This is a genomic window from Bartonella taylorii (assembly GCF_023920105.1).
GTDB classification, from domain to species: Bacteria; Pseudomonadota; Alphaproteobacteria; order Rhizobiales; family Rhizobiaceae; genus Bartonella; species Bartonella taylorii.
Genome location: NZ_CP083693.1, coordinates 1,870,278 through 1,895,953 on the forward strand (window position 1 = coordinate 1,870,278; position 25,676 = coordinate 1,895,953).

Annotated in this window: 23 protein-coding genes; 17 read left to right on the top strand and 6 right to left on the bottom strand. The window is 38.8% G+C overall.

Annotated features, from left to right (window positions below; translation table 11 throughout):
• Nucleotides 1–320: 320 nt before the first annotated feature.
• The 4 genes from LBE40_RS08030 to LBE40_RS08045 all read right to left on the bottom strand — a co-directional run bounded on the left by LBE40_RS08030 (nt 321) and on the right by LBE40_RS08045 (nt 4,437).
• A complete protein-coding gene (locus LBE40_RS08030) occupies nt 321–539 on the bottom strand; it encodes a hypothetical protein (RefSeq protein ID WP_252615191.1) in 219 nt (72 codons plus the stop codon).
• An 803-nt stretch (nt 540–1,342) separates the two neighbouring features.
• A complete protein-coding gene (locus tag LBE40_RS08035) occupies nt 1,343–1,633 on the bottom strand; it encodes a hypothetical protein (RefSeq protein ID WP_004857835.1) in 291 nt (96 codons plus the stop codon).
• Nucleotides 1,634–2,678: 1,045 nt separating this feature from the next.
• Complete coding sequence (locus LBE40_RS08040) at nt 2,679–2,855, bottom strand: hypothetical protein (RefSeq protein ID WP_245256392.1); 177 nt, start codon at nt 2,853–2,855, stop codon at nt 2,679–2,681.
• Between the two features lie 880 nt (nt 2,856–3,735).
• Nucleotides 3,736–4,437: a YggS family pyridoxal phosphate-dependent enzyme gene (locus tag LBE40_RS08045; protein ID WP_004857829.1), complete on the bottom strand. Its 702-nt coding sequence runs from the start codon at nt 4,435–4,437 to the stop codon at nt 3,736–3,738.
• Between the two features lie 162 nt (nt 4,438–4,599).
• On the opposite strand from LBE40_RS08045, the gene leuS reads away from it, so the two are divergent.
• Together leuS and lptE are read left to right on the top strand one after the other, a co-directional pair.
• Complete coding sequence (gene leuS, locus LBE40_RS08050) at nt 4,600–7,242, top strand: leucine--tRNA ligase (RefSeq protein ID WP_004857828.1); 2,643 nt, start codon at nt 4,600–4,602, stop codon at nt 7,240–7,242.
• A complete protein-coding gene (gene lptE, locus LBE40_RS08055; protein ID WP_252615192.1) occupies nt 7,229–7,822 on the top strand; it encodes an LPS assembly lipoprotein LptE in 594 nt (197 codons plus the stop codon). The genes leuS and lptE overlap by 14 nt, the downstream gene beginning before the upstream one ends.
• On the opposite strand, the gene fsa is transcribed toward lptE, so the two are convergent.
• Complete coding sequence (gene fsa, locus LBE40_RS08060; RefSeq protein ID WP_004857823.1) at nt 7,819–8,472, bottom strand: fructose-6-phosphate aldolase; 654 nt, start codon at nt 8,470–8,472, stop codon at nt 7,819–7,821. The genes lptE and fsa overlap by 4 nt on opposite strands.
• A 343-nt stretch (nt 8,473–8,815) precedes the next feature.
• On the opposite strand from fsa, the gene LBE40_RS08065 reads away from it, so the two are divergent.
• The 8 genes from LBE40_RS08065 to LBE40_RS08100 all read left to right on the top strand — a co-directional run bounded on the left by LBE40_RS08065 (nt 8,816) and on the right by LBE40_RS08100 (nt 19,440).
• On the top strand, nt 8,816–11,047 hold the full coding sequence (locus tag LBE40_RS08065) for a primosomal protein N' (protein WP_004857821.1): 2,232 nt from the start codon (nt 8,816–8,818) through the stop codon (nt 11,045–11,047).
• A gap of 539 nt (nt 11,048–11,586) precedes the next feature.
• Entirely contained in the window at nt 11,587–12,171 is a 585-nt protein-coding gene (gene atpH, locus LBE40_RS08070; RefSeq protein WP_004857816.1) for an ATP synthase F1 subunit delta, read from the top strand.
• Entirely contained in the window at nt 12,171–13,706 is a 1,536-nt protein-coding gene (atpA, locus tag LBE40_RS08075; protein WP_004857814.1) for a F0F1 ATP synthase subunit alpha, read from the top strand. Before atpH ends, atpA begins: the two co-directional genes overlap by 1 nt.
• Nucleotides 13,707–13,726: 20 nt before the next feature.
• Nucleotides 13,727–14,638 (top strand): F0F1 ATP synthase subunit gamma, encoded by a 912-nt coding sequence (locus LBE40_RS08080; RefSeq protein ID WP_004857812.1) that lies wholly within the window; start codon nt 13,727–13,729, stop codon nt 14,636–14,638.
• A gap of 19 nt (nt 14,639–14,657) precedes the next feature.
• Entirely contained in the window at nt 14,658–16,268 is a 1,611-nt protein-coding gene (gene atpD, locus LBE40_RS08085) for a F0F1 ATP synthase subunit beta (protein WP_004857810.1), read from the top strand.
• Nucleotides 16,269–16,340: 72 nt separating this feature from the next.
• Nucleotides 16,341–16,757, top strand: coding sequence for an ATP synthase F1 subunit epsilon (gene atpC, locus LBE40_RS08090; RefSeq protein ID WP_040296852.1), 417 nt, complete (start codon nt 16,341–16,343; stop codon nt 16,755–16,757).
• A gap of 23 nt (nt 16,758–16,780) precedes the next feature.
• Nucleotides 16,781–18,442 carry an MFS transporter gene (locus LBE40_RS08095; RefSeq protein ID WP_004857805.1) on the top strand — a complete coding sequence of 554 codons (1,662 nt, stop codon included), beginning with the start codon at nt 16,781–16,783 and terminating at the stop codon, nt 18,440–18,442.
• Nucleotides 18,439–19,440 carry an HlyD family secretion protein gene (locus LBE40_RS08100; protein ID WP_004857804.1) on the top strand — a complete coding sequence of 334 codons (1,002 nt, stop codon included), beginning with the start codon at nt 18,439–18,441 and terminating at the stop codon, nt 19,438–19,440. Before LBE40_RS08095 ends, LBE40_RS08100 begins: the two co-directional genes overlap by 4 nt.
• A gap of 246 nt (nt 19,441–19,686) precedes the next feature.
• On the opposite strand, the gene LBE40_RS08105 is transcribed toward LBE40_RS08100, so the two are convergent.
• A complete protein-coding gene (locus LBE40_RS08105) occupies nt 19,687–19,971 on the bottom strand; it encodes a hypothetical protein (protein WP_208432963.1) in 285 nt (94 codons plus the stop codon).
• A 240-nt stretch (nt 19,972–20,211) separates the two neighbouring features.
• Between LBE40_RS08105 and ispG the strand changes: the two genes are divergently transcribed.
• From ispG to LBE40_RS08140, 7 genes are all read left to right on the top strand, one after another.
• Nucleotides 20,212–21,453 carry a flavodoxin-dependent (E)-4-hydroxy-3-methylbut-2-enyl-diphosphate synthase gene (gene ispG, locus LBE40_RS08110; protein WP_208432964.1) on the top strand — a complete coding sequence of 414 codons (1,242 nt, stop codon included), beginning with the start codon at nt 20,212–20,214 and terminating at the stop codon, nt 21,451–21,453.
• Nucleotides 21,454–22,457: 1,004 nt separating this feature from the next.
• Nucleotides 22,458–22,634 carry a hypothetical protein gene (locus LBE40_RS08115; RefSeq protein ID WP_252615193.1) on the top strand — a complete coding sequence of 59 codons (177 nt, stop codon included), beginning with the start codon at nt 22,458–22,460 and terminating at the stop codon, nt 22,632–22,634.
• 92 nt (nt 22,635–22,726) lie between these two features.
• A complete protein-coding gene (locus LBE40_RS08120) occupies nt 22,727–23,041 on the top strand; it encodes a hypothetical protein (RefSeq protein WP_252615194.1) in 315 nt (104 codons plus the stop codon).
• The gene (locus tag LBE40_RS08125; protein ID WP_252615195.1) at nt 23,025–23,294 is read left to right on the top strand and encodes a hypothetical protein; all 270 of its coding nucleotides are present in this window, start codon (nt 23,025–23,027) and stop codon (nt 23,292–23,294) included. The genes LBE40_RS08120 and LBE40_RS08125 overlap by 17 nt, the downstream gene beginning before the upstream one ends.
• Nucleotides 23,295–23,434: 140 nt before the next feature.
• Nucleotides 23,435–24,142, top strand: coding sequence for a HesA/MoeB/ThiF family protein (locus LBE40_RS08130; RefSeq protein WP_252615196.1), 708 nt, complete (start codon nt 23,435–23,437; stop codon nt 24,140–24,142).
• A 59-nt stretch (nt 24,143–24,201) separates the two neighbouring features.
• The gene (locus LBE40_RS08135; RefSeq protein ID WP_004858402.1) at nt 24,202–24,630 is read left to right on the top strand and encodes a hypothetical protein; all 429 of its coding nucleotides are present in this window, start codon (nt 24,202–24,204) and stop codon (nt 24,628–24,630) included.
• A complete protein-coding gene (locus LBE40_RS08140; protein ID WP_338070533.1) occupies nt 24,612–25,361 on the top strand; it encodes a hypothetical protein in 750 nt (249 codons plus the stop codon). The genes LBE40_RS08135 and LBE40_RS08140 overlap by 19 nt, the downstream gene beginning before the upstream one ends.
• Nucleotides 25,362–25,676 lie beyond the last annotated feature (315 nt).

Here is a 25,676-nt window from a genome sequence, read left to right on the forward strand (position 1 = left end):
AAAATCAGAAATAAAGAACATAATAACTAACGATAATGCTAACGTTATAGATAATTTCCAACTCCAACCACTGAATATTTTAGAAAAAGTGGCAATTATAGGAGTGATTATAATTGGCATGCAAAATACATTAAGATTTCATAATGAATATCTATTATAACAAAATCTTAATTATATAATACTATTAGATACCTCTGATGTATTTTTTATCCATAGATATAGACATTTATTTTTCTATATTTATAAATACATGCTTATCATGCTATTAACTTCAGAGATATCTTGCTTAGTTATTTTCTATGAATTAAAATAACACCCTTTTAGTTTATATTTAACACAGTAATTGTACTTAAGAGACCTGTAAGTGCTTCTGTTCCAGGTAAGCTCGGAAATGTAACATTTAGATATGTGATAGATGTTCCTGATGCTCCACCGCCTATGATCACTGTTTCATTTGTTGGGGTATAGTCACCAACATTAGATCCTCCCGCGTAAGCTGTTGAACCGTGTGTGTCATATGTTGTAGTTGAACTACCCATTTTTGTTTTCCTTTATTTTGCTATTATTAGCTGTTTATAAAAAGCGTATCACGATGATACATACAAAGACTTATCACTTCTCTTTTAAAGATGTCAAACATAATTTTGAATTATAGCAATAAAAACACTGTATGAGCAATAAATGCGTTATGTATATATTAAAAATGCAAAATATTATTTTAAAAGTTGATATAAATTAGCATATTTAAATGATAAGCAAATAAAAAAGTACATGAGGCTTATATCTAATGATTTGTTTATAGAATCTTTCCAACTATAACCAATAAATTTCCATTGAAAAATATATAATAGAAAAAATATAATTGTTATAAAAAATGATTCATTAATTTTATAGAAAAAATCGCTCATAAGGAATTATAACTGATAATTAATATTATTTTATTAATTTTTTTCGCAATTTATTAAACAAACGTTAATATAAATCAAAATATTTAATAAAATAATAAATAATAAATGTTAATATAATAAACAAAACTGTTGTTTTAAGTGATCTTTTTATACTATCCTTTAAATTATATCCGTGATATTTGAAAAACAAAACAAATACAAAAGTATATATAAATATTGAGATTAATAGATATATAATAATATAAAAAATATCCGTAACACCAATAATATTCATTATAAATACCTATCTATAAAAATTTTAATTATAACATAAAACATTGAATGTTCCTTTGAAGTACATCTTTGTAGATATATATCTGGTAAATATATATCTACAGAATATTGATTTTAAAGATATCTTGTTGAGAATTTTCTACAAATTAAAATTAGCATTCTTACCAGTGAATGCTACCGTGACAGTCTATAGCCTTACTTACAAGTCCTGCAACGAATCCTGCATTTTTGCCACTTTTATAGCCTGTGTATCCACCCAATACGGCACCTCCTAACGCACCCCATGGCCCTAATACTCGGCCCTCCCATGCACCGCTGACGGTTCCTCCAATTGCACCGGAAATTCCTCCTATTGTTTTTTCTCTCTTCGCGGCATGGTAATAGTCTTTGACACCACAAGATGTAGATGAATTTGTTGAGTGTGGATCTCTATGTGAGCTTGAACTACCCATTTTTGTTCTCCTTTTTGCTGTTATTAGCTGTTTATAAAACGCATCATTATGATACACCTGCAAGGATTTATCACTTCTCTTTTAAAGATGTCAAACATAATTTTGAATTATAGCAATAAAAACACTGTATGAGCAATAAATGCGTTATGTATATATTAAAAATGCAAAATATTATTTTAAAAGTTGATATAAATTAGCATATTTAAATGATAGAAAACAAAAAAGTACATGAAGCTTATATCTAATGATTTTTTTATAGAATATTTCTGAATATAACCAATAAATTTCTATTAAGAAACATATATTAGAGAAAATATTATTGTTATAAAAAATGATTCATTAATTTTATAGAGAAAATTGTTCATAAGGAATTATAAGGTATATTAATATTATTTATGAAAACTATTTTATTAATTTTTTTTGCAATTTATTAAATAAACGTTAATATAAACCAAAATATCTACATAAACTATCAAAAATAATAAACAAAATTCCTGCTGATAATGCTGTTATGATAGATAATTTCCAACTACGAGTATAGAATATTTTAGCAATAGTAGTATATAGAGAAGTACATACAACAAGCATAAAAAAATTCTTATGATTTCATAACGAATGTTCACTATAATAAAGTCCTAATCGTAATATATGATACATAATAGATATATATAAAGTTAAGTTTATTAATTTTTCTCGAAATTTATTAAATAAATATTAAAATAAACCAAAATATCTACGCAAAAAATCAGAAATAAAGAATATAATAATTGATGATAATGCTAACGTTATAGATAACTTCCAACTCCAACCATTGAATATTTTAGAAAAAGTGGCAATTATAGGAGTGATTATAATTAGCATGCAAAACAGTCTTACGATTTCATAATGAATATCCATTATAGCAAAATCCTAATTATATTATATGATACTAATAGATATCTCTGAAAAATATTTCACATATAGATATTTAATTTTGATATATTTTTTCAAATATGTTTACAAAATTACTAACTTCAGAGATATCTTTGTAGCTATTCTCTTTAAATTAGAACCAACACTCACGAGCTTTATCTATAAAACCCAAACCAAAACCTCCTATATATCCCGCTGTAAAATTTGTGACTCCAGCTGAAAATGCACCTGCTGGTCCTCCAGCTATACCACCTAGCACTGCTCCGCTTATTCCTGCTGCCGCCCCTATTTGAAAACCCTGTGTATTCATGTGAGACATAAAATCATTAGTACTACATGCATTTCCATAAACAGGCGTTGAATCATTTATAGTATAAACTAAGCCTGAACCAAAATTACTTATATAAATCCTCCTTGTGAGATATTAAAAATAGTATCACTATGATACATGCAAAGGCTTATCATTTCCCTTTTTAGGATGTCAAACATAATTTTGCTTTATAGAAATAAAAACACTTTATAAATAATAAATACATTGTGTGTATATTATAAGATGAAAAATATTGTTTTAATAAATAATATATTTTGTTTACAAAAATATAAAGGTATAAGATTTTTTACAATCTTCTTTTAACAAAATAATAAAATAGGCAATGCTGAAAAATTGGTATTTTTTTTCTAATTTGTGAAAAGCGCGAAGAAATATATTTACATTGTCATCGGACTCAGTCTTGTTGCTATTGTCTTGTGTGCATCCGCGGGGTAAATCCATTTATTGTTAGGCAATTATCGACAGTATTTTACCTTTTTAGTGTGCGGAAAGTTTTTCTGTTATCTTTAGGTCTCTATCATGCTGTTGAGTACAGTTTTTTCTACTTTATCGGCATTTTAGGGGAGGCTTATTGAGTTGGTAGGTTTGCTCTAGAATTGGGAGGTTGTATTTACACTCATAAGCATCTCTTTGTCTGCTTTGCACACTTGGTAAGTGGATGAATTGTTCACACGGATTGGAGAGGTTGATATAATCTGTGGTTTTTATGGGAGCTATTACGACAACTGTTCTGAATGTTTTTTGTGGTCATTTATTTTGCGGTGTTTTTTTATAAATGTGCAATGCACTTCATGCACCTTTATCGTTCTCATTATTATAAGTGGGTTCTTTTTTGCGCTACATTTCAGTAGAGAGGCTGTCAGACAGGGCGTTTTCCAAATAAAGCAGAACCAATACGAAGAATGTTAGAGCCAAATTGAAGAGCTGTTTTAAAGTCATTGGACATACCCATCGAAAGCTTTGGAAGACCAGCTTTTTTTGCGAGTTTTGCTAAAAGGGCGAAATAGGGACCAGGGTTTTCTTGCACTGGGGGGATTGCCATTAGACCGATAATATCAAGTCCATAGTGATTTTTACACTGGGTGACGAAAGGAACTACTTCTTGTGGTGCGATACCACTTTTTTGGGTTTCTAAGCCAATATTGACTTGAACATAGCAGGGTAGGGTTCTTTTTTGTTTTTGCATTTCTTCGGCCAAGCTCTTGGCTATTTTTTCGCGATCAACCGTTTGAATGACATCAAAAATTTTGACGGCTTCTGCTGTTTTGTTCGATTGTAAGGGGCCGATAAGGTGAAGTTCGATATTTTCAAACTGTTGACGCAAGCGCGGCCATTTTTTCTCGGCTTCTTGCACGCGGTTTTCTGCAAAACGCGTTTGACCTGCTTGCAAAAGGGGGAAAATGTTATCTGCCGAGACGGTTTTAGAAACAGCGAGAAGTTGAACCTCTTCTAAAGAGCGATTATAGTCTTTACATATTTCAGCAATCTCTTTTTGAAGGATTTTCCATGCTTCAACACAAGGGGCATGAGGGGGGGCATGAGGGGTCGTGTGGGTGCTCATTTTTTCGTGCTTTCTGTTTTTATTTAGCAATAAAATAATGGTTCGTGAGAACTTTGAAAAATACTTAGTGAAATATTCACTGAAAATGTTGACCTTGGGGGTAATCCATGGTGAAGCATAAAACAAGTTTTTTAGTTCAATTTTATAAAGAGTATAATAGGAATGACGATTGAACGTTATAATTTAGGTGAACGCTATAATCCTCGTGCCCACGAACAAAAATGGCAAACGATTTGGGATGAAAAGAAGATTTTTCAGACAGCGGAGGAAGATTGTCGTGAAAAATATTATGTTTTAGAGATGTTTCCTTATCCCTCTGGGCGCATTCACATGGGGCATGTACGCAATTATGCCATGGGAGATGTTGTTGCGCGCTATAAACGTGCAAAGGGGTTTAATGTGCTCCATCCCATGGGGTGGGATGCTTTTGGTATGCCGGCTGAAAATGCTGCCATGCAGAATAAAGTGCATCCAAAAACGTGGACTTATCAAAATATTGCTGTGATGCGTGGGCAATTAAAGAAATTAGGGCTCTCATTAGATTGGTCGCGTGAATTTGCAACTTGTGATGTGGATTATTACCATCGCCAACAAATGCTGTTCCTTGATTTCTATCAAAAGGGCTTGGTTGCACGTAAAGTGGCTAAAGTGAATTGGGACCCTGTTGACCACACCGTTTTGGCAAATGAGCAGGTTGTTGATGGTCGGGGGTGGCGGTCTGGTGCGTTGGTTGAACAGCGTGAATTGACGCAGTGGTTTTTCAAAATTAGTGATTTTAGTGAAGACTTACTGGCAGGGCTTGAAGAGCTTGAGCAATGGCCGGAAAAAGTTCGCACTATGCAAAAAAATTGGATTGGGAAGTCACAAGGTTTGCTGATTCGTTGGGCTTTAAAGTCGGTAGATGATGTTGATGATGGGTGTGCGGAGTTTAACGAAGTTGTCTGTTATTCAACACGACCTGACACGCTTTTTGGTGCTGCTTTTTTGGCGCTGTCTGTTGATCATCCCATTGCAAAAGCCTTAGCGCAAAAGGATAAAGCGCTTGATGCTTTTATCGAAAATTGTCGGTGTGGTGGAACAACAACCGCGGCGCTTGAAACAGCTGAAAAACAAGGTTTTCGCACATCACTTTTGGCTGTGCATCCCTTTGATCCAACGGTGCATATTCCCGTTTATATCGCCAATTTTGTGCTTATGGATTATGGAACAGGAGCTGTTTTTGGCTGTCCTGCCCATGATCAGAGAGATTTGGATTTTGCACGTAAATATGATCTCCCCGTGCGACCGGTGGTTTTGCCAAAGGGGGTTGAGAGGGAAGATTTTGTGATTGCTGAAACAGCTTATGTTGGTGATGGCGTGATGATCAATTCAGACTTTTTGGATGGCTTGACACCGCAACAAGCTTTTGAAGCAGCAGCTAAACGGCTTGAAGGGCAAATACTTGGGGGGCAGCCCCAGGGGCAAAAGACCGTGCAATTTCGCTTGCGTGATTGGGGTATTTCGCGTCAACGTTATTGGGGATGCCCTATCCCTATGATCCATTGTGCGGCTTGTGGAGTGGTTCCGGTTCCGCGTGCTGATTTACCGGTTGTGTTGCCCGATGATGTCACTTTTGAGCAGCCTGGAAATCCTCTTGCGCGTCATGAAATGTGGCAAACAGTAACTTGTCCTGTCTGTGGTCAGTCTGCCAAACGCGAAACTGATACCATGGATACATTTGTTGACTCTTCTTGGTATTATGCCCGCTTTACTGCGCCTTTTGCACAAGAACCTGTCGACAAGCAAGCGATAGCCGAATGGTTGCCTGTGCAACAATATATTGGTGGAATTGAACATGCGATTCTCCATCTTCTTTATGCACGCTTTTTTATGCGTGCTATGAAATTGATTGGGCATATGAGTGTGGATGAGCCTTTTAAAGGGCTTTTTACCCAAGGGATGGTTGTTCATGAAACCTATCGTGATGACCAAGGGTGGGTTTCACCAGAAGAAATTTCTATTGTTGAAAAGGATGGAAAACGTCAGGCTTATAAATTGACCGATCAAAGTGAGGTGATGATTGGTTTGATTGAAAAAATGTCAAAATCAAAAAAGAATGTCGTGGATCCTGATGATATTATTGCCTCCTATGGAGCCGATACTGTGCGCTGGTTTGTTTTGTCGGATTCTCCTCCTGAGCGAGATGTTATTTGGACAGAATCTGGTGTTGAAGGAGCGCATCGTTTTGTGCAACGCGTTTGGCGTTGTGTGGCTTTGAGTGCTCCGGTTTTAAGAGAAGTGGTGCCTTGTGCTGGTCGTCAGGGTGCGGCTTTGGCACTCTCAAAAGTGGCGCATCGCACGCTCCATGCTGTGGAAGATGATTTGGAAAAGTTCGCCTTTAATCGAGCAATTGCGCGCCTTTACGAATTCTTGAATATTATGGCGCCTTTACTAAATAAGGTAGAGAATGTTGAGAGTGAGATGAAGGAAGCTTTGCGTCAAGCAATGGATTTTTTCCTTGTATTGATTGCACCTATAATGCCTCATTTGGCAGAAGAGTGTCATGCTGCTTTGGGAGGAAAAAATTTGATTTGTGAGCTTCCTTGGCCTGTTTATGATCCTGCATTAATTGTTGAAGATTCCTATATTTTACCGGTACAGATTAATGGTAAAAAGCGTGGTGAAGTGACTGTTTTGGCAACGGCAAATGAAGCGATGATTGAAGAAGCTGTTTTGGCTCTTGATTTTGTAAAGGCACATCTGTCCGAAAAAGCCGTTAAAAAAATAATTATTGTTCCAAAAAGGATTGTGAATGTCGTTGTTTAAAAATTTTGTTCTTGTGGGCTTATTTGGTTTGTCCACGCTTTTGTGTGGGTGTATAGTTGAACCGCTTTATCATCACGCATCTGGGATTTCGACAACAATAGGTTCTGTAGATTCTGTTTTTGATGATTCGTCTTCAAAACAAAAATCTTTGAATCTTTCCGAAAAACTAGCTTCCATTGTCGTTGCAGAACCGTCAGATCGTTTTGGTCAAATGGTACGCAATCATTTGCTGTTTCTGCTTTTTTATGGAAATGGGCGGAAACCTTCTACTCCAGCTTATCAATTGGTATTGCAAACATCTACGTTTACACGAAATTCTGTACAGATAGAGGTGGATCGCGATAGGAAAAGAGAGGGGCGACCTTCCGTTGGAACTGTGATGGGTAAAGTTTCCTATATCTTGCAAGATATGAAAAATGTTCTTATTGCTGAAACCACGGTAAGCATGAGCGCGTCTTTTGAACGGCTTCGTCAGGAATATGCAACTTTGCAAGCAGAGCAAGATGCGCAAAAGCGTGTGGCTGAAGAATTGGCTGAACAAATTTTACTGCTGCTTTCAAAAGATCTTTCAAGTCACTAGGCGATATTTTGTCCAGTTTTTTTCCAATCACTTGAGAAGATTTGCAAGCCTTTATCAGTTAAAGGATGTTTGACCAGTGCTTTTAAAACTGTTGGTGGAACGGTTGCAACATCTGCACCGCTTAGTGCTGCTTCTTTAACATGATTAACGGTACGAATTGAAGCGGCCAAAATTTGCGTTTCAAAGTTGTAGTTATCATAAATTGTGCGAATTTCATGAAGCAGTTCCACACCATCACTGCCGCAATCATCGAGCCTGCCTATAAAAGGTGAAATAAATGTTGCGCCTGCTTTGGCGGCTAGTAAAGCTTGGTTAGCAGAAAAACAAAGTGTGAGATTTGTTTTTAATCCCTGTATTGTAAGAGCTTTACAGGCTTTTAAGCCATCAAGCGTTAAGGGAAGTTTGATGCAAATATTGTCGGCAATTTTTGCTAAAACAGCCGCTTCTTTCATCATGTTTTCAAATTCGGTTGCTACAACTTCGGCAGACACGGGTCCTTTGACGAGGGTACAAATTTCTTTTGTAACCTCAAGAATATTACGTCCTGATTTAAGAATAAGAGAAGGATTGGTGGTAACACCATCAACGAGGTTTAAATTTTGTAATTCTCGGATCTCTTCAATATTGGCGCTATCCACAAAAAATTTCATTGCTAAATCTCCTTGGTTTTTAGCTCTTTATTTAAAGCTTCTGATGCTTCACCCTATTTTTGTTATGCGTTATTGTTTATCGCAAAAGCAAGAGGGAGGATACGTGTTGCCTATGGTAAGTTAAGATATGAAGGATAAAAATGCGTACTTATAGTTTGTTTATAGCGTTAGCGCTGCTGGTATCAATATCAGATGCGTATTGGAGTTTTTATCGTTGATAAGATATTGTTTATGAGGGGGAGATTATACAAAGTGATTATTCTTCATGACGGATAATATATCAAAAATAAGGTGCAAGGACGGTAGTGGTATAAAAAAGATTGTATAAAAGTTGGGACAAAAGATGAAGTCAAATGAGGGTGTGTGCGAGAGAAAGATTGTTTCTATTTTGGTACCTCTGCCTATTGCACATGCTTATAGTTATGAGGTTCCATCTTCGATGGAGGTAGAGGTTGGTTCTTTTGTTCGTGTTCCGGTAATGGGGCGGGAAGTTTGTGGTTTTGTGGTGGATGTTGGAGAACAATCCGCAAAGGATGGGCAAAGTGCTCCACCTGTGGCGCGTAAAAAACTACGCTCTCTCCTCCATGTTTTTAATTGCCCGCCGTTAAAAGCGGAGATGATTACATTCTTGCATTTTGTTGGTCGGTATACGATGACTCCTTTGGGTCTTGTTGCACGATTGGTTTTGTCTGTTCCGTCTGCTTTAGAACCGGAAGAACAGATGCTGGGTTTGCGGTATTGTGGAGGAGAGATCGGACGCCTAACACCAGCGCGATCACGTGTTTTAGAATTGGTCCGCGATGGTGAAATTTGGACACGTTCTGGTCTTGCTCATGCGGCAGGAACTTCTGTTTCCGTTGTTGAGGGGCTAAAGACACTTGGGGTTTTTGAAGAGGTTATGGTACCTGCTCCTGCTCTTGTGGCGATGCCTAATCCTGATTTTTGTCGCCCTCAATTGGAGGGAGAACAGAGCAAAGCAGCGCGCCTTTTGCGGGAAGGTGTTTTATCTTCTCAATTTCAAGTTTTTCTGCTTGATGGTGTTACTGGGTCGGGAAAGACAGAGGTTTATTTTGAAGCGGTTGCTCAAGCGCTTACAGGTGGTAAGCAGGTTTTGATTTTATTGCCGGAAATTGCTTTAACACAACAATTTTTAGATCGCTTTCATGCACGCTTTGGAGCAGCGGCGGCGGAATGGCATTCAGATTTGTCACCACGTCGTCGAGAACGTGTGTGGCGACATGTTGCAGAAGGGCTTGTGCGGGTTGTAGCTGGAGCGCGGTCCGCGCTTTTCCTCCCCTTTCCAGAGCTTGGGTTAATTGTTGTTGATGAAGAACATGATAGTGCTTACAAACAAGAAGAGCGCATTTTTTATCATGCGCGTGATATGGCAGTTGCACGGGGTTCTTTTGGGCATTTTCCTGTTATTTTATCCTCAGCGACTCCTTCGATTGAAAGTCAGACAAATGTCTTGTGGGGGCGTTATCAACGGGTCCATTTGCCATCACGTTTTAAAGCGGCCGCACTTCCGCAATTGCGGGTGGTTGATATGCGTCAAGGAGGTGTGCAAAAGGGAGGTGTGCAAAAGGGGCGTTTTATTTCCTCTGCTCTTGAAGCGGCTTTAAAACAAACGGTTGAGAAAGGTGAACAGGCGCTGCTTTTTCTTAATCGGCGTGGTTATGCACCTCTCACTTTGTGTCGGGTTTGTGGGCATCGTTTTCATTGTAGCGATTGTTCAAGTTGGTTGGTAGAGCATCGATTACAAGGACAGCTTAAATGCCATCATTGCGGATACCATCAGCCGCTTCCAGAAGCATGCCCCGAATGTGGGACATTAGACCATCTTGTCGCTTGTGGTCCAGGGGTAGAAAGAATTGCTGAAGAAACACGGGGGCTTTTTCCACAGGCGCGGTTATTGATTCTCTCAACGGATCTCAAAGGCGGGATTAGTCAGTTGCGGCGCGAATTGGAAGCGGTGGCAAATGGGGATGTTGACATTATTATTGGAACGCAGTTGGTTGCGAAAGGACACCATTTTCCAGGACTTTCTCTGGTCGGGGTCATTGATGCGGATCTTGGTCTTGCCAATGGCGATTTACGTGCTGCTGAGCGTACCTTTCAGCTCTTATCTCAGGTTACAGGTAGGGCAGGGCGTATGGGGTTAGAGAGTTTAGGATTATTGCAAACTTATCAACCCGATCATCCAGTAATACAAGCCCTGATTTCGCGGCAAGGTGAGGATTTTTACACTCATGAGATCGCTATGCGTCAGCACTATCATCTGCCACCTTATGGGCGACTTGCCTCTTTGATTGTGTCTTCAGAAAAGCGCCAAGCAGCAGAACATTATGCGCGTGCGTTGCGTCAAGTTGCACCGAGGGAAAAAAATATCTCGGTAATGGGACCTGCGGAAGCTCCATTGGCTCTCATTCGTGGGCGTTATCGTTTTCGGCTTTTACTGCAAGGGCAACGTTCTTTTGATATACAAGGGTTTATTCGTGCAATGCTTTCAAGTGCACCCAAAATACCTTCTTCGGTTCGGGTTCAGATTGATATTGATCCGCAAAGTTTTCTTTAGAAAACACAAGGGAAGTAACGAGGAGGGGAAGTAACGGGGAGGCTTATTTGCTTAAAAGATGCTCTAGGAGGGGTAATTTTAAGCAAAAAGATGCGTTTCCTCTTTGATTTTAAGAGAACGTCGGTTATTATTGCTTGCTTATAAGTTTGAAATGGTACATTTTTTGTTAACTCTTTTGGTGGAAGAGCATTAAAAACTGCAAAGAGAGCATTTTGTTTCTGTTTTCAGAGTGATTATGCAATGATAGAGAAAGATATTTTAAAATCTATGTGGGGATGCCAAAAAGAAACACAAAAAAACTGTGGTGCTGATTTGTGTATTATAAAAAAATATTTTGAATATTTTATTTAAAATTTTCAGAAAGCAACGATTTGGAGTGTTGCGAGTCGGTTATGTCTATGCTAGAAACCGAGAAGTTTTTTGTTCTAGGTTCTAAGAAGGTTATTCTCAGAATTTAGGATGTCTGATTTATTTCATCTGATAACTATCTTCGTCTGGTAACTATCAGAGATTCGCTCAAGGGAAAGAGGCGGTATTTCGTGTCGGATTCATTTTCTCTTATACCGTTGCCATTGGTGGACCAACGCTATGCGCAAGCGCTTTTTGATCTCGTTCAAGAAGCAGGGACTGTGGAAAAGGTTGAAAAAGCAGTAGCATCTTTTTTGCTTGTTTTGGATCAAAATGAGGATTTGAAACGCTTTGTGCAGAGCCCATTCTTTTCAGTAAAAGAACAGGTTAAGGTAATGTGTTCTGTTTGTGAGCGCATCAAATTTGCTGATGAGGGCGCTGGTCAGATTGTTGGTAATTTTTTGCGTGTTATTGCACTAAACCGTCGGCTTTGTGCTTTGACTGGTATTTTACATGCTTTTCAACGTCGTGTTGCTCTCTCTCGTAGGGAAATTTCGGCTCAGATTGTTTCTGCACGCTCACTGAGTTCTCAACAAGAACAAGAGTTGCGCGTGGCTTTGGAAGGTGTCGTTGGGGGAAAAATTTTGCTACATATCCTTGTTGATCCAACAATTCTCGGTGGATTAATCATTCGTGTGGGGTCGTCTCAGATTGATACGTCTCTTGAAACAAAATTATCTTCGCTTAAGCTTGCATTGAAAAAAGAGGTCAGCTGATGGATATTAGACCATCTGAAATTTCAAAAATTCTCAAAGAGCAAATCAGAAACTTTGACCAAAAGGCTGAAGTTTCAGAAATTGGTTGGGTTCTCTCTGTGGGTGATGGTATCGCCCGTGTTTATGGTTTGGATAATGTCCAAGCAGGGGAAATGGTTTCCTTTTCAAATGGCGTGCGTGGTATGGCTTTGAATCTGGAAATCGATAATGTTGGGGTTGTGATTTTTGGGTCGGATCGTGATATTCGTGAAGGTGATACCGTTAAACGGCTTGGGTCTATTGTGGATGTCCCTGTGGGACCAGCTTTGCTTGGGCGTGTTGTTGATGCATTGGGAAATCCTATAGATGGTAAAGGACCACTTAAGGCAACAGAGCGTCGTCGTGTTGATGTTAAGGCTCCAGGGATTATTCCGCGTCAATCTGTGCATGAACCCATGGCGACGGGATTAAAAGCCATTGATGCGCTTATTCCTATTGGACGCGGACAGCGTGAATTGGTGATTGGTGACCGACAGACAGGAAAAACAGCAGTTTTGCTCGATACATTTTTAAACCAGAAACCGTTTCACGAAAAAGGTGCTGGAAACGATCAGGACAAAGTGTATTGTATTTATGTCGCCATTGGTCAAAAACGTTCAACGGTAGCGCAATTTGTTAAAATTTTGGAAGAGCGTGGAGCGCTCGAGTATTCCATTATTGTAGCAGCTACCGCTTCTGATCCTGCTCCATTGCAATTTATTGCGCCTCTTGCTGGATGTGCGATGGGTGAATATTTCCGCGACAATGGGCAACATGCTTTGATCGGTTATGATGATCTTTCAAAGCAGGCTGTTGCTTATCGTCAAATGTCTCTTTTGCTTCGTCGTCCACCTGGTCGTGAAGCTTATCCTGGTGATGTTTTCTATCTTCATTCGCGTCTTTTAGAGCGTGCTGCTAAACTGAATGCTGAAAATGGTTCTGGATCTTTGACGGCTTTACCCGTCATTGAAACTCAAGCAAATGACGTTTCTGCTTATATTCCTACAAATGTGATTTCAATCACTGACGGGCAAATTTTTCTGGAAACCAATTTATTTTATCAAGGAATTCGCCCTGCTGTGAATGTTGGTCTTTCTGTGTCGCGTGTTGGTTCCGCTGCGCAAATTAAGGCGATGAAGCAAGTTGCTGGTTCGATCAAAGGTGAATTGGCACAATATCGCGAAATGGCTGCTTTTGCACAATTTGGTTCTGATTTGGATGCTTCAACGCAGCGTCTTTTAAACCGTGGTGCGCGTTTAACAGAGCTTTTGAAGCAGCCACAATTTTCTCCATTGAAGACAGAAGAACAGGTTGTTGTTATTTTTGCTGGTGTGAATGGTTACCTGGATTCTTTAGCTGTTTCTGATGTTGCGCGCTTTGAACAGGGGCTTTTAACGCTTCTGCGCAATGATCACCAAAGTCTTTTGAAGGCGATTGCTGATCAAAAACAGATAACCGATGAAATTAAGGATAAATTGATAACTGTGCTTAAGACTTATGCAAAGAATTTTTCGTGATGAATTGATGGAATGCTTGAATGGCGTCGTTGAAGGATCTTAGAGACCGTATCGCCTCGGTTAAGGCAACACAAAAGATTACCAAAGCCATGCAAATGGTTGCGGCGGCAAGGTTGCACCGTGCGCAAGAGGCAGCGGAGTCTGCGCGTCCTTATGCTCAGAGGATGGCTGCTATTTTAGCCAATGTTGCGGCTGATGTTGATGGGATTGATGCGCCTCCTCTCATGCGGGGTACGGGTCGAGATGATGTGCATCTTTTGGTGGTATGTACTGCAGAGCGTGGTCTTTGTGGTGCTTTTAATGTGCAAATCGCCCGTCGTGCGCGTGAACAAATTAAGACACTGCTTTCTGCTGGTAAAATTGTTAAGATTTTAACCGTGGGAAAAAAGGGCGCTGATATTTTAGCGCGTGATTACAAGGCTTTGATGATTGATCACATTGATTTGCATTCTGTAAAGCGGATTAGTTTTGCAGAGGCTGCGATGATCAGTCAGCGGATCATTGATTTATTCAATGAGGGAGCATTTGATGTGTGTACGCTGTTTTATTCTGAATTTGTTTCCGTGATCAATCAGCGTCCAACAGCTTTTGGCTTGATTCCAACGCTCTCTCCCAAAGAGGCTGTCGAAGGAGAGGTTATCGTTGAAAAAAATGACAAAAGTAAAGGTTCACAATCAGTTGTTTATGAGTATGAGCCCGATGCTGTTTCTCTTTTGGAAGAGCTTGTGCCGCGCAATCTTTCTGTGCAAATCTTTCGGGCTTTGCTTGAAAATGTTGCCGGTGAAATGGGGGCGAAGATGAGTGCTATGGATAATGCATCGCGCAATGCCGGTGAAATGATTAATAAATTGACAGTGGCTTATAATCGTCAGCGTCAAGCACAAATCACCACAGAATTGATCGAAATTATTGCGGGCGCTGAAGCGCTTTAAATTGAAAAGGTAAGGATTAATGGTAAAAGCAGTGACGTCAAGCAAAGGAGCAGAAAAAGTTGAGAAAAAGAAGACAACTGCTCGTTCAGGCGCGCAAAAAACCGCCTCAAAATCTCAAGCTGGCATAAAGAATTCTTCTAGTTCTGTGCGGTCTTCTTCTAAAGAGACCCGTGCAAAAGAAGCTGTACAGGCAAAAGGAGCTGTTGGTGAGATTAGGCAGGTTATCGGTGCTGTTGTTGATGTGCAGTTTGAAGGTGCGTTGCCAAATATCCTTAACGCGTTAGAAACAGATAATTTAGGCAATCGGCTGGTTTTAGAAGTTGCGCAGCATTTGGGTGAAAATACCGTGCGTACCATTGCCATGGATACGACGGATGGGTTGACGCGTGGTCAAAAGGTTTTTGATACAGGAACGCAGATTAGTGTTCCTGTTGGAGAAGCAACACTTGGTCGTATTATGAATGTGATTGGAGAGCCGGTTGACAATGTTGGCCCAATTCTTGCGACTAAAACACGTTCTATTCACCAAGACGCTCCTGCATATGTTGAGCAATCAACGGTATCGGAAATTCTTGTCACGGGTATTAAAGTCGTTGATTTGTTAGCACCTTATTCTAAAGGTGGTAAAATTGGTTTGTTCGGGGGAGCTGGTGTTGGTAAAACCGTTCTCATTATGGAGCTTATCAATAATATTGCAAAAGCGCATGGGGGATATTCCGTATTTGCCGGTGTTGGAGAACGTACGCGTGAGGGAAATGATCTTTATTATGAAATGATCGAAAGCCGTGTGAATGTGAATCCAAAAGACAATAATGGTTCAACAGAGGGCTCAAAATGCGCGCTTGTCTATGGGCAGATGAATGAACCACCAGGAGCGCGGGCCCGTGTTGCCCTTTCAGGATTGACCATAGCAGAAAGTTTCCGTGATGAGGGCCAAGATGTTCTTTTCTTCGTGGATAATATTTTCCGTTTTACCCAAGCAGGGGCTGAAGTATCAGCGCTTTTAGGGCGTATTCCTTCTGCTGTGGGCTATCAGCCAACTTTGGCAACGGATATGGGGGCTTTGCAAGAACGTATTACCAGTACAAAAACGGGATCTATTACTTCTGTTCAGGCTATTTATGTTCCAGCTGATGACTTAACGGATCCAGCACCTGCGACATCTTTTGCCCATTTGGATGCAACGACGGTTCTTTCGCGTTCGATTGCTGAAAAGGGGATTTATCCCGCAGTTGATCCGCTTGATTCTTTCTCACGCATGTTGGATCCACTGATTGTAGGTGAAGAGCATTATACTGTTGCTTGTCAAGTTCAAACCATTTTGCAACGCTATAGAGCGCTACAGGATATTATTGCTATTCTTGGAATGGATGAACTTTCTGAAGATGACAAGTTGTTAGTAGGGCGGGCGCGTAAAATTGAACGTTTTCTTTCGCAACCTTTCCATGTGGCTGAAGCCTTTACTGGCTCGCCTGGAAAACTTGTATCTTTAGAGGATACAATCAAAGGGTTTAAAGGTCTTTGCGCTGGCGATTATGATGATTTGCCGGAAGCAGCTTTTTACATGGTTGGGTCGATTGAGGAAGCCATTGAAAAAGGAAAGCGTCTCATTGCAGAAGCTTCTTCATAAGAGGAAATCTGTAACGAATGCTTGTTGTAAAGAGCACAAGAGGTCTTAGTGTTGAACCTCGTGGAGGTTTTTGTGGAGAACAATAAAGTAGAGTGTTTTTTGTTTGAGATTGTATCACCTGAAAAATTTGTGTTTTCAGAACAGGTGGTATCTGTTGTTCTTCCTTCAGAGTCGGGTGCACTCACAGTGATGGCGCATCATGCACCATTGGTGGCTAGCGTTGTATTGGGGAGTGTCCGCGTTCTCACTTCTTCGGGGGAAAAGCTATTTGCTGTTTATGGGGGCGTTGCTAATGTTACTTCTTCGGGATGCTCGCTTCTGGTAGAGAAGGTTGTGGCTGTTGAACATCTTTCTTTTAACACGTTGGAACAGCAGATTTTGCAGGTTCGGACGACGTTGGAAGGGGATGCAAGTGATGAGGCAAAGCATAAGGTAGAAGATTTTTTTCATCAACTGACAGCTGTTGATACTGTATTGACAGAGGCGTAACAGGGTATACAGGAAAAGGCGACATGAGCGGAAAAAAGAGTACGGTTATGTCTGCTAAAAGAGGAGGAAAACCTTTTCCCCATCCAGGTCGTATTTTTGCAGGGCCTTTGCCAAAATGTTTTGTTTATATTTTCGCTTCTTTTATTTTGCAGTGGGCTTATGGCTTAGGGGCGAATATTGTTCAGTCTAACATTTTTTATCTTACTGGCGATTTTCATGCAACTCTAACAGAAACCACATGGTTGGTTGCTGCCTATATGGCACCAAATGTAAGTGTTGCGATTATGTTGATCAAAATTCGTTATCAGTTTGGGCTTCGTGCTTTTGCTGAATTATCAATTCTTGGTTTCGTTCTAGTTTGTATTTTACAGCTCTTTGTTACGGATTTGCGTTCTGCACTGATTATTCGTTTTTTTGCTGGTATTGCTGCGGCACCATTAGCTTCCTTAGCGCTCCTTTATATGATGGAGGCTTTTGCACCAGCAAAGAAGTTTACTATTGCTCTTAGTTTGAACTATATGAATGCCGCTTTAGCTGCTCCTTTATCACGGTTGATTTCCCCTGATTTGCTGGAAAATGGTGGATTTTTGAGTCTTTCAGCGTTGGAAATGGGTTTAGTTCTCATCAGTTTGGGATGTATCTTCTCTCTTCCCCTTACTCCTGTTGTTCGCAGCAAGGTTATTCAGAAGTTAGATTGGGTGAGTTATAGTTTGATTGCATTTGGTCTTGGACTCAATGCGGTTATTATGTCTGTTGGTAAGTTGTATTGGTGGTATGAGGCACCGTGGATTGGTTGGGGATTGGCACTGGCTGTTCTCTCTTTGGTTACGGCAATCATTCTTGAGCTTAATAGAGAAAAACCATTAATTGATTTACGCTGGCTTTTCAGTAAAGAAATGCTACAATCTGTTCTTATTTTATTGGTTTTTCATGTTTTTTTATTAGAACGATCAACCTTAGTAGCAGGTTTTTTTAATCTTTTTGGTTTGTTAAATCGTGAGATGGCACCCATGTATCTTGCGGTTATATTGGGGACCCTTTTAGGGGGAGCGGCTTGTGTATTTTTTTTACGTGCTGGACGTGAGGATTATTTTTATCTTTTATCTTTAGGCTGTTTGGCGCTTGGGGCTTATTTGGATAGTCATGTGAACCACTTAACGCGTCCGCAAGATATGATGTTAAGTCAAGGGTTGGTTAGTTTTAGTTATGCACTTTTTTTGCCTCCTGCTCTTTTCAAGGGGTTTGTGACAGCTGGTGAGCGAGGACCACGTTACGTCTTGAGTTTTATTGCTGTTTTTCTTTTGACGCAAGTGACGGGTGGATTAATGGGATCGGCTTTTTTTGGCAGCCTGCAGGTTTTTTTCGCCCATAAGAATTTTGAATTTTTAACACAAAATATTGTTGTTACGGATCCACGTATTTCGGTTGAGATGTCCGCCTTATTTTCGCCTTCTTCTAGTGTTGCTGTTCCACCTATCTTAGGGGAAGAGCAAGACGTGTCTAAATTGATTGAAAAGTTTAGGTTAACAGCAAATATTTTTGCTTATGATGATGTTTTTCGACTTTACTTTTATATAGCAATGGTTGTCTTTGCTATTTTTCTTGTCAAAATATTTGTCAAGTCATACTCTTTGACTGCATTTGACAATCGGGATTATGTCAGTGAAGAGGGGAATAAAAAATGATAAAAGCATTACGGTCAAGAGCAACGCTTGTTGCATTTCTCTCAGGGATTACAGGTGTTTTGCTCATTTTATGGGCTTGGAAACTTCCCCCTTTTGTGAGTACGATTCAGATAACCGATAATGCTTCCATTAAAGGCAATGTTACCTTGGTTAGTTCACAGATTTCCGGGGTGATTGCACGGGTTTATGTGCAAGATTATCAGAGAGTTGAAAAGGGAATGCTTTTATTTGAACTCGATGATTCTCTTTTTCGTCAACAGTTTGCGAGAGCACAGGCTGTTCTAGATTCAAAAAATGCAAAACTTGCAAGTGTTATGTTGCAGGCTCAGATTTTGCAGGGAGAAATTAATACAACAGAAGCTGAACTGACGCGTTCACGAGCATTCTCCAATGTTCTTCCTGAAAACAAGAAGTTAAACTTTGATCTTACTAGTTCTGTTTCTCGCCCTCTTTCGCAATTGTTGGCGACACTTGAAACAAAACGCCAATTGCAAAAACAATTAGATCTTGAACGGCAAAGTTTACAGTCAGATGTTGCAGGGGCAAAGGTTAGTGTTGAATTGGCTAAACTCAATCTGGACCACACCAAGATTTTATCTCCTAGAACAGGGTCTGTTGGATTAGTTAATGCACGGGTAGGGCAATATGTTGTGCCTGGTACGCAATTGGTATCCGTTATTTCTGATGACATTTGGATTATAGCCAATTATAAGGAAACACAACTTTCTCAGATGCGCGTTGGGCAACCGGTTATTTTCTCCGTTGATGCATTGAATAATAAGAAATTAACAGGGCGTGTGGTCCGTTTCGCACCTGCGACAGGTTCAGAATTTTCACTGTTAAAAACAGATACTACAATTGGTAATTTCATTAAAATTGCGCAACGTATTTCGGTGCGTATTGCTTTAGATCCTGGACAGGAGGGGATTGAAAAACTCATCCCTGGAATGTCTGTGGTCACCTATGTAGATACTTCACAACGTACTCCTGGAGGCTAAGATTTTGGGTTTTTTGAGTTATTTGATTTCTATGTCCTTTACTTATAGCAAGTGGGCATTTACCTTGGAGGATTTTATTTGGCTTGTCATAATTCAGCTTTTTGTATTTTTAAAAGAGCTTGTTGGATTCATAAAATTCTTATTGTATAAAAATGGACCTGAAACTCTGTATGCTTTTTTTTCCGAGATGCAGAAGTATGCCCACCTCAAAGTGGGCATTGAAGGTTTTTACTGTTGATCGTGTTTTTAATTTTTACGTATCAGCAAGAAACCAGCTAAAATTAACCCTGCAGTTAATGCGAGAGTTGTTTTGGGGTTTTCTTTGGCTTTTTTCTTTAATTGTGTAGCATGCTCGTTGAGATGGTAAAGTGCGTGACGGCTTTTTTGTTTCCATGTGTCAAACATATCAGAGATGTTTTCAAAGCCGTCATTATAAGAACGCCAAGGACTCGCTGGGACGAGTTGATTTTTTAATTGTGCGATGCGTTTTTTAATTCTAGCATTTTTGGCGCGAGTTGAAAATAGACTCATGGGTTTCCTCCTTCATGTGTTATACTGTTTTACGACAGTGGGAATTGTGTTTGGGGTTTTGCTATAACGGCTTAAAAATTGAAAGGTTGCATTGATGGTGCTGCTTATCGGTGAGGTAAAAATCGAGAGTTTTGGCTTAATGAAGCACTGTCTTTCATTCATTTTTTAAATTGTATTTTGGCAAAACATGATCATAAATGATGGTCGATAGATGCCAAGTTTTGAAAATTTGAGGACTTGATGAACACAGCGTATTCCTTATCTAAACCTCTTGAGCGTCGTCGGTCTGTTGGTGTTGCGGTTGGCGATGTGATGGTTGGAGGTGAGTGTCCGATTGTTGTTCAGTCAATGACGAATACGGATACTGCTGATATTGATGCAACCGTTGCACAAATTGCTGCTCTTTGGCAAGCTGGCTCGCAATTGGTTCGCATCACCGTTGATCGTGATGAAGCTGCTGTTGCTGTGCCAAAAATACGGGAGCGATTGGAACGGTTAGGCTTTTTTGTACCATTGGTGGGGGATTTTCATTATATTGGTCATAAGCTTTTATCAGAACATCCTGCGTGCGCGCAGGCGCTTGCAAAATATCGGATCAATCCTGGAAATGTTGGTTTTGGTGCAAAAAAAGATCGCCAATTTGCGGAAATTATCGAGATTGCCTGTCAGTACCGTAAACCTATTCGTATTGGTGTGAATTGGGGGTCTCTTGATAATGTGTTGTTGATGCAGCTTATGGATGAAAATGCTAAGCAGGAAAAACCTTTGTCTGTCGTTGAAGTGATGCGGGAGGCTGTTGTTCAATCGGCTCTACATTCGGCTGTTTTTGCGGAAGAGCTTGGGTTGGGACGCGATAAAATTATTCTTTCTGCTAAAGTTAGTGATGTTCAAGATCTCATTGCGGTCTATAGTACCTTGGCAGAGCGTTGTGATTATGCGCTCCATTTGGGATTGACAGAAGCAGGGATGGGAACAAAGGGTGTTGTTGCTTCCTCTGTTGCTTTGGGAATTTTGTTACAACAAGGGATTGGGGATACGATCCGTATTTCATTAACACCTGAACCCGGTGGAGATCGGACACGAGAAGTGAGGGTTGCTCAAGAGCTTTTGCAAGTGATGGGGTTTCGGCAATTTTTGCCTGTCGTTGCGGCTTGCCCTGGATGTGGGCGCACAACCTCGACGGTATTTCAGCAATTGGCACAAAAAATTGAAGCGAATTTATACAAAAATATGCCTGTCTGGCGTGAAAAATACCCTGGTGTTGAAAGTTTAAAAGTTGCTGTAATGGGATGTATTGTCAATGGACCAGGAGAATCAAAACATGCTGATATTGGAATTTCATTACCCGGAATGGGTGAAAGTCCAGCAGCACCTGTTTTTATTGAAGGAAAAAAGGTGAAGATTTTGCGTGGAGAACATATTGCTGAGGAATTTGAATCTCTCTTGAGTGATTATATTCATACACGCTTTGGGCAAGGTTGAAATAAATTCTTGGAGTTCATTTTTTCGATCAATGATGGTTTTTGTGTTTTTTCTTCATTGAAGATTGTGCTTTTGCTTGTGAATTAATATCCAATCCTCACTCGTTGCATGTTGAGAACAAGATGACCGTTCATAAGTTGAAGCGCATCTTTATTGTCTTCGAGCATCTCTCCTAGATAACACTGTCTTCAAACAGGTTCATCAGCAAACTAAACGTAACATTATCTCCAGCATTTTTATGGGTTTCATTGTAAAGCTGGATAGTGCTGTTAGAATTTTTCCCAATTAATGGGATAATTTGAGTTCCTTTCAAAACTACATTGTTTAATTTTTAAATCAAAGTTTTATTGTTTGCGGACCATTGTGTTCTATATTTATTTTTTCAAATGCCTCAATATCTCAAAAAAACACCTTATATTGCCATAACAGCTCTATGCAAGTCCATAAAAAATACAAAAAATCATAAACCGTGCAGATAGTTGGAGGCATTTATCTTAGAAAAAACTGCTTCGGACAAATATCGCAGATTTGAGACGCTATAAAAAAGCATTGGCTTGAGAAATTTATAATTGAGTAAGCGACCAAAAACATTTGTTGACATATTTTGATATAAATGAATGTAAGGACAAATTTGGGAGAGATATTTCTTCCAAATGTTATTTTAAACGAGGAGGTTAAAATGAAAGTAGAATCAAATACTAAAGTGGTACTAGGAACGAAGATTAAGTCTTATTCCTCTACATCTGCTAAAGTAAAATCTTTGATTTGTGACTCTTTATTGTCGTAACTAAAAATATTGGAAGGGGTTGTATGACCCCTTCTATTTATAGTTTGAGGTAAAATGTATTTACAGAATGAAGATGCGGTGCTGTTGGCTAGCGATATGAGAAAATGTGGAGTTAATTTGAATGTCCTTGGTTTAGGGAGGAGATCTCCATATATCGGTCGCGAAGATGTAATAAGGATGGCGATGGTTTCTTTGTTTTGTGCTTATAAGAAAAGCATTGTCATTTCTTGTTCTTGCTGGATGTGGAAAGACTTCTTTTGTGCGTGAGCTTGCTTGTAGGCTTAATCAGTCTAAGTCTATGGTGAATGGATATGTTATATTAGAAGTTAATTTAGGAAGCGTGATATCTGATACGGGATTGCGGGGGAGTTTGAACGAAAAATTGGGGCTTTAATAGAAACTGTTTCTCCATATGAAAATGTCGCCCTGTTTATTGATGAAGGGCATTCAATTGCTCATACCAAAAGTGATGGGGGTATTGGCGCTATGGATTTATTCAAACCTTTTATGCTCGAACAGAATTTAAAGCTTATTGTAGCAACGACTTCTGCTGAATTAGCACATATTCAAGGAGATGCTGCGTTTTTTCGTAGATTTCATCATATAAGCTTGGACGAGTTATCAATAGATGAAAAAATGAATGCTATAAGGCTCCATATAAAATATCTTGAAGAGTATCATGGGCGTAAATTTTGTTTTGATAATTTTAATTTTGATAACACAAGAGATTTGCATGATTTGTTGAGTCATGTAGATCTTCAGCTGGCTAGGGGGAGATTTGAAAATGAATTCGCTATATGAAAACAAGTATGTTTACTCGTATACTATATCAGCGAGACAAGAAGGGGATGAGGTTTTGATAGGGGCAGATATACGTAACGTTGTAGCCCTTGATATGAGTGGTACATCGCCGAATGTTATAAAGGCTTTGGCGTGTTTTGACGCAGATAATACCATAGGTGATATAATATTAAAATGTAACCTAGATACTGCAGAAAGCGAAGATTTTTTATATTTAACAAAATATATGCTTGATAATAGAATAATAGAATAATAGAACCTCCCTTTTCTAAGGAGGATTCTATAAGAAAAGCTGGGCTTAGTGAGAGCGAATATAACAGATTTGATAGGCAAATTAACTTATTTAAGCATGTATCAGGTAATTTTGACAATGCTCTTTTAGCTAACTCCAAATTGAAAGATGCTAAGATAACTATAGTTGGTTTGGGTGAATGCGGGAGCTATGTTTTTTATACATTATCTGCAATGGGTGTAGGACACATTAAAAGCTATGATTTTGATATTGTTGAAGAATCAAATTTGTCTAGGCAAATACTCTATAATTATAATGACTTAGGGAAAAAAAAGGTTGATGTTGTTAGAGATAAAGCTCCCTATATTAGCCCTTCAACTCAATATGCGTTCTATGATGAAAAAATAGATAGTGTAGAGAAGGCATGCCGTCTGTTTGAAGGAGCTGATCTTGTTATATCCGCAGCAGATAATCCAAGATCCGATGTTTTTCATTTGATGAACGAAGCCGCTTTCAATATGAGGGGTGCGTTATTATATGTCGGTTCGGCTACGGTAAATGCTATTATTGGGCCACTTATTATTTCAGGTAAAACCAGATGTTATGCATGTGTGAATCAGAATCATATGAAGGATGTTAATGCGTTTGAATTTGTTAAAAATATTAAGCAAAACTATATGAATACTTTGATAGATCCATATAATGCGGTTGCTGGTTCTTTGGCTGCTCTTGAAGCAGTGAAATATTTAACGGATTTTGACAAATGTCAAATTATAGAAAAAACATTATTCATTAATTTTTCCGGATATCAAATTGATAGGACTGGAGATCCATATAGCGGCTCTTTCCATATTTGTAATAAAATGTGAGCTTTTATATTTATATAAAATAATTAGTACATTACTTTATTGGCGCTATTGGTGCGTAAATGAAAAGTATATTAGCATTTGGATTTTTATTTAACGGTATAAGGATTTTAACAGGCGCCTTTATTGTATTTTATATGCTTGAAAAAGGGTTAACTCTTATCGATATCGGTATAATTAAGTCATTTCAAGCTTTTATTATGATGGTTACAGATATTCCTCTTGGATATTTTGCCGATAGAAAAAGTTATAAAATATCTATAATTTTAGCAGCAGCTTTTGCAGCCACATGGCTCTTTCTCATGGGAGTTTCTACAAGCTTTTATGGTTTTCTTTTGGCAGAAACTTTTAATGCATTATCGCTTACATTGATTGCTGGTGCCTATAATGCCCTACTTGTTCAATATGCAAAAACAAAATTTACATCTACTAAAAAAGTGCTCGGTTCCAGCTCTCAAATAATTACATTGGCATGTTTATATTTAGTTTGATAGGCGCATATTTTGCCGATTATTCTAGCCAATATATATGGTATATATCTGCGTTTTTAATGATGATTACAACAATCTTTGGTTTGTTTTTTTTGGATGATCTAAAAGGAGAGAAAAAAACAATAAAAGCGAATTCTTTCATTTCTGACGCAAGAGAAATGTTATCCATTTTTGTTAAAGTTCCTTACATATCTCTATGTTTTTATTTTTCACTTATTTTTTTCAATATATTTTCGCAGTATTGGCAGTGGATATTTAAAGATTATGATATCAATGTAACTTATTTTTATCTTGGTATGACATTTTCTCTTATATTGCTCTCTCAGCTACTGGCTAGTTTTCTCTTTACAAAACTAAGTGAGGGAGTGAATTTTATTCTACTACTGTTTCTTTCGGCTGCTACGATTTTTACAGTTGCCTTCTTTGAGCCCAAAAAAGAAATTGCTGTTATTTTAGTCTGTATGATTTTTTATCTCATTAAGTATACATATCTTCGTGTAGAAGTTGTCCTGCACGATAGTATTAGCGATAATCTTAGGGCCACATACGAATCTTTCTTGTCAACTGTTGGGAGGATGAGCCTATTGGTGTTTTTTTATCTTAGTGCGTATATGGTAAGTATGTTTGGTTTTTTGTCATTAGTTTACATTTTGGGTATATATTTGTTTATTTACTTGTTTGCAGTGTTTTTTTTAGAAGGAACTCTAAAAAGGTCTCAGCGCGAATATTAACTTATCATTATCACAAGCGTTTTATGTGGTTTAAGAGTAGGACAACGTTTTGATTTATAGTGATAATTTGCTATCCATATTGAATAGGAGTCTCGGCTTATTGTGGGATTTTTTCATTTTAAATTGGTGTATATTGAATCAATCAAAATCATATCTTTTCTCGTCACAAAGGAGGGTGGTGTATAAAAATCGTTTAAGAAAGGAATAAATATCTCTCATGAATGCTTTTAAGCGCCAAGGGTTATTGGCAACATTGAGAGTTGATAAATAGAATAATAGTGTTTGCCTTGTGTTTTTATTAAGTAAAGATGGTGG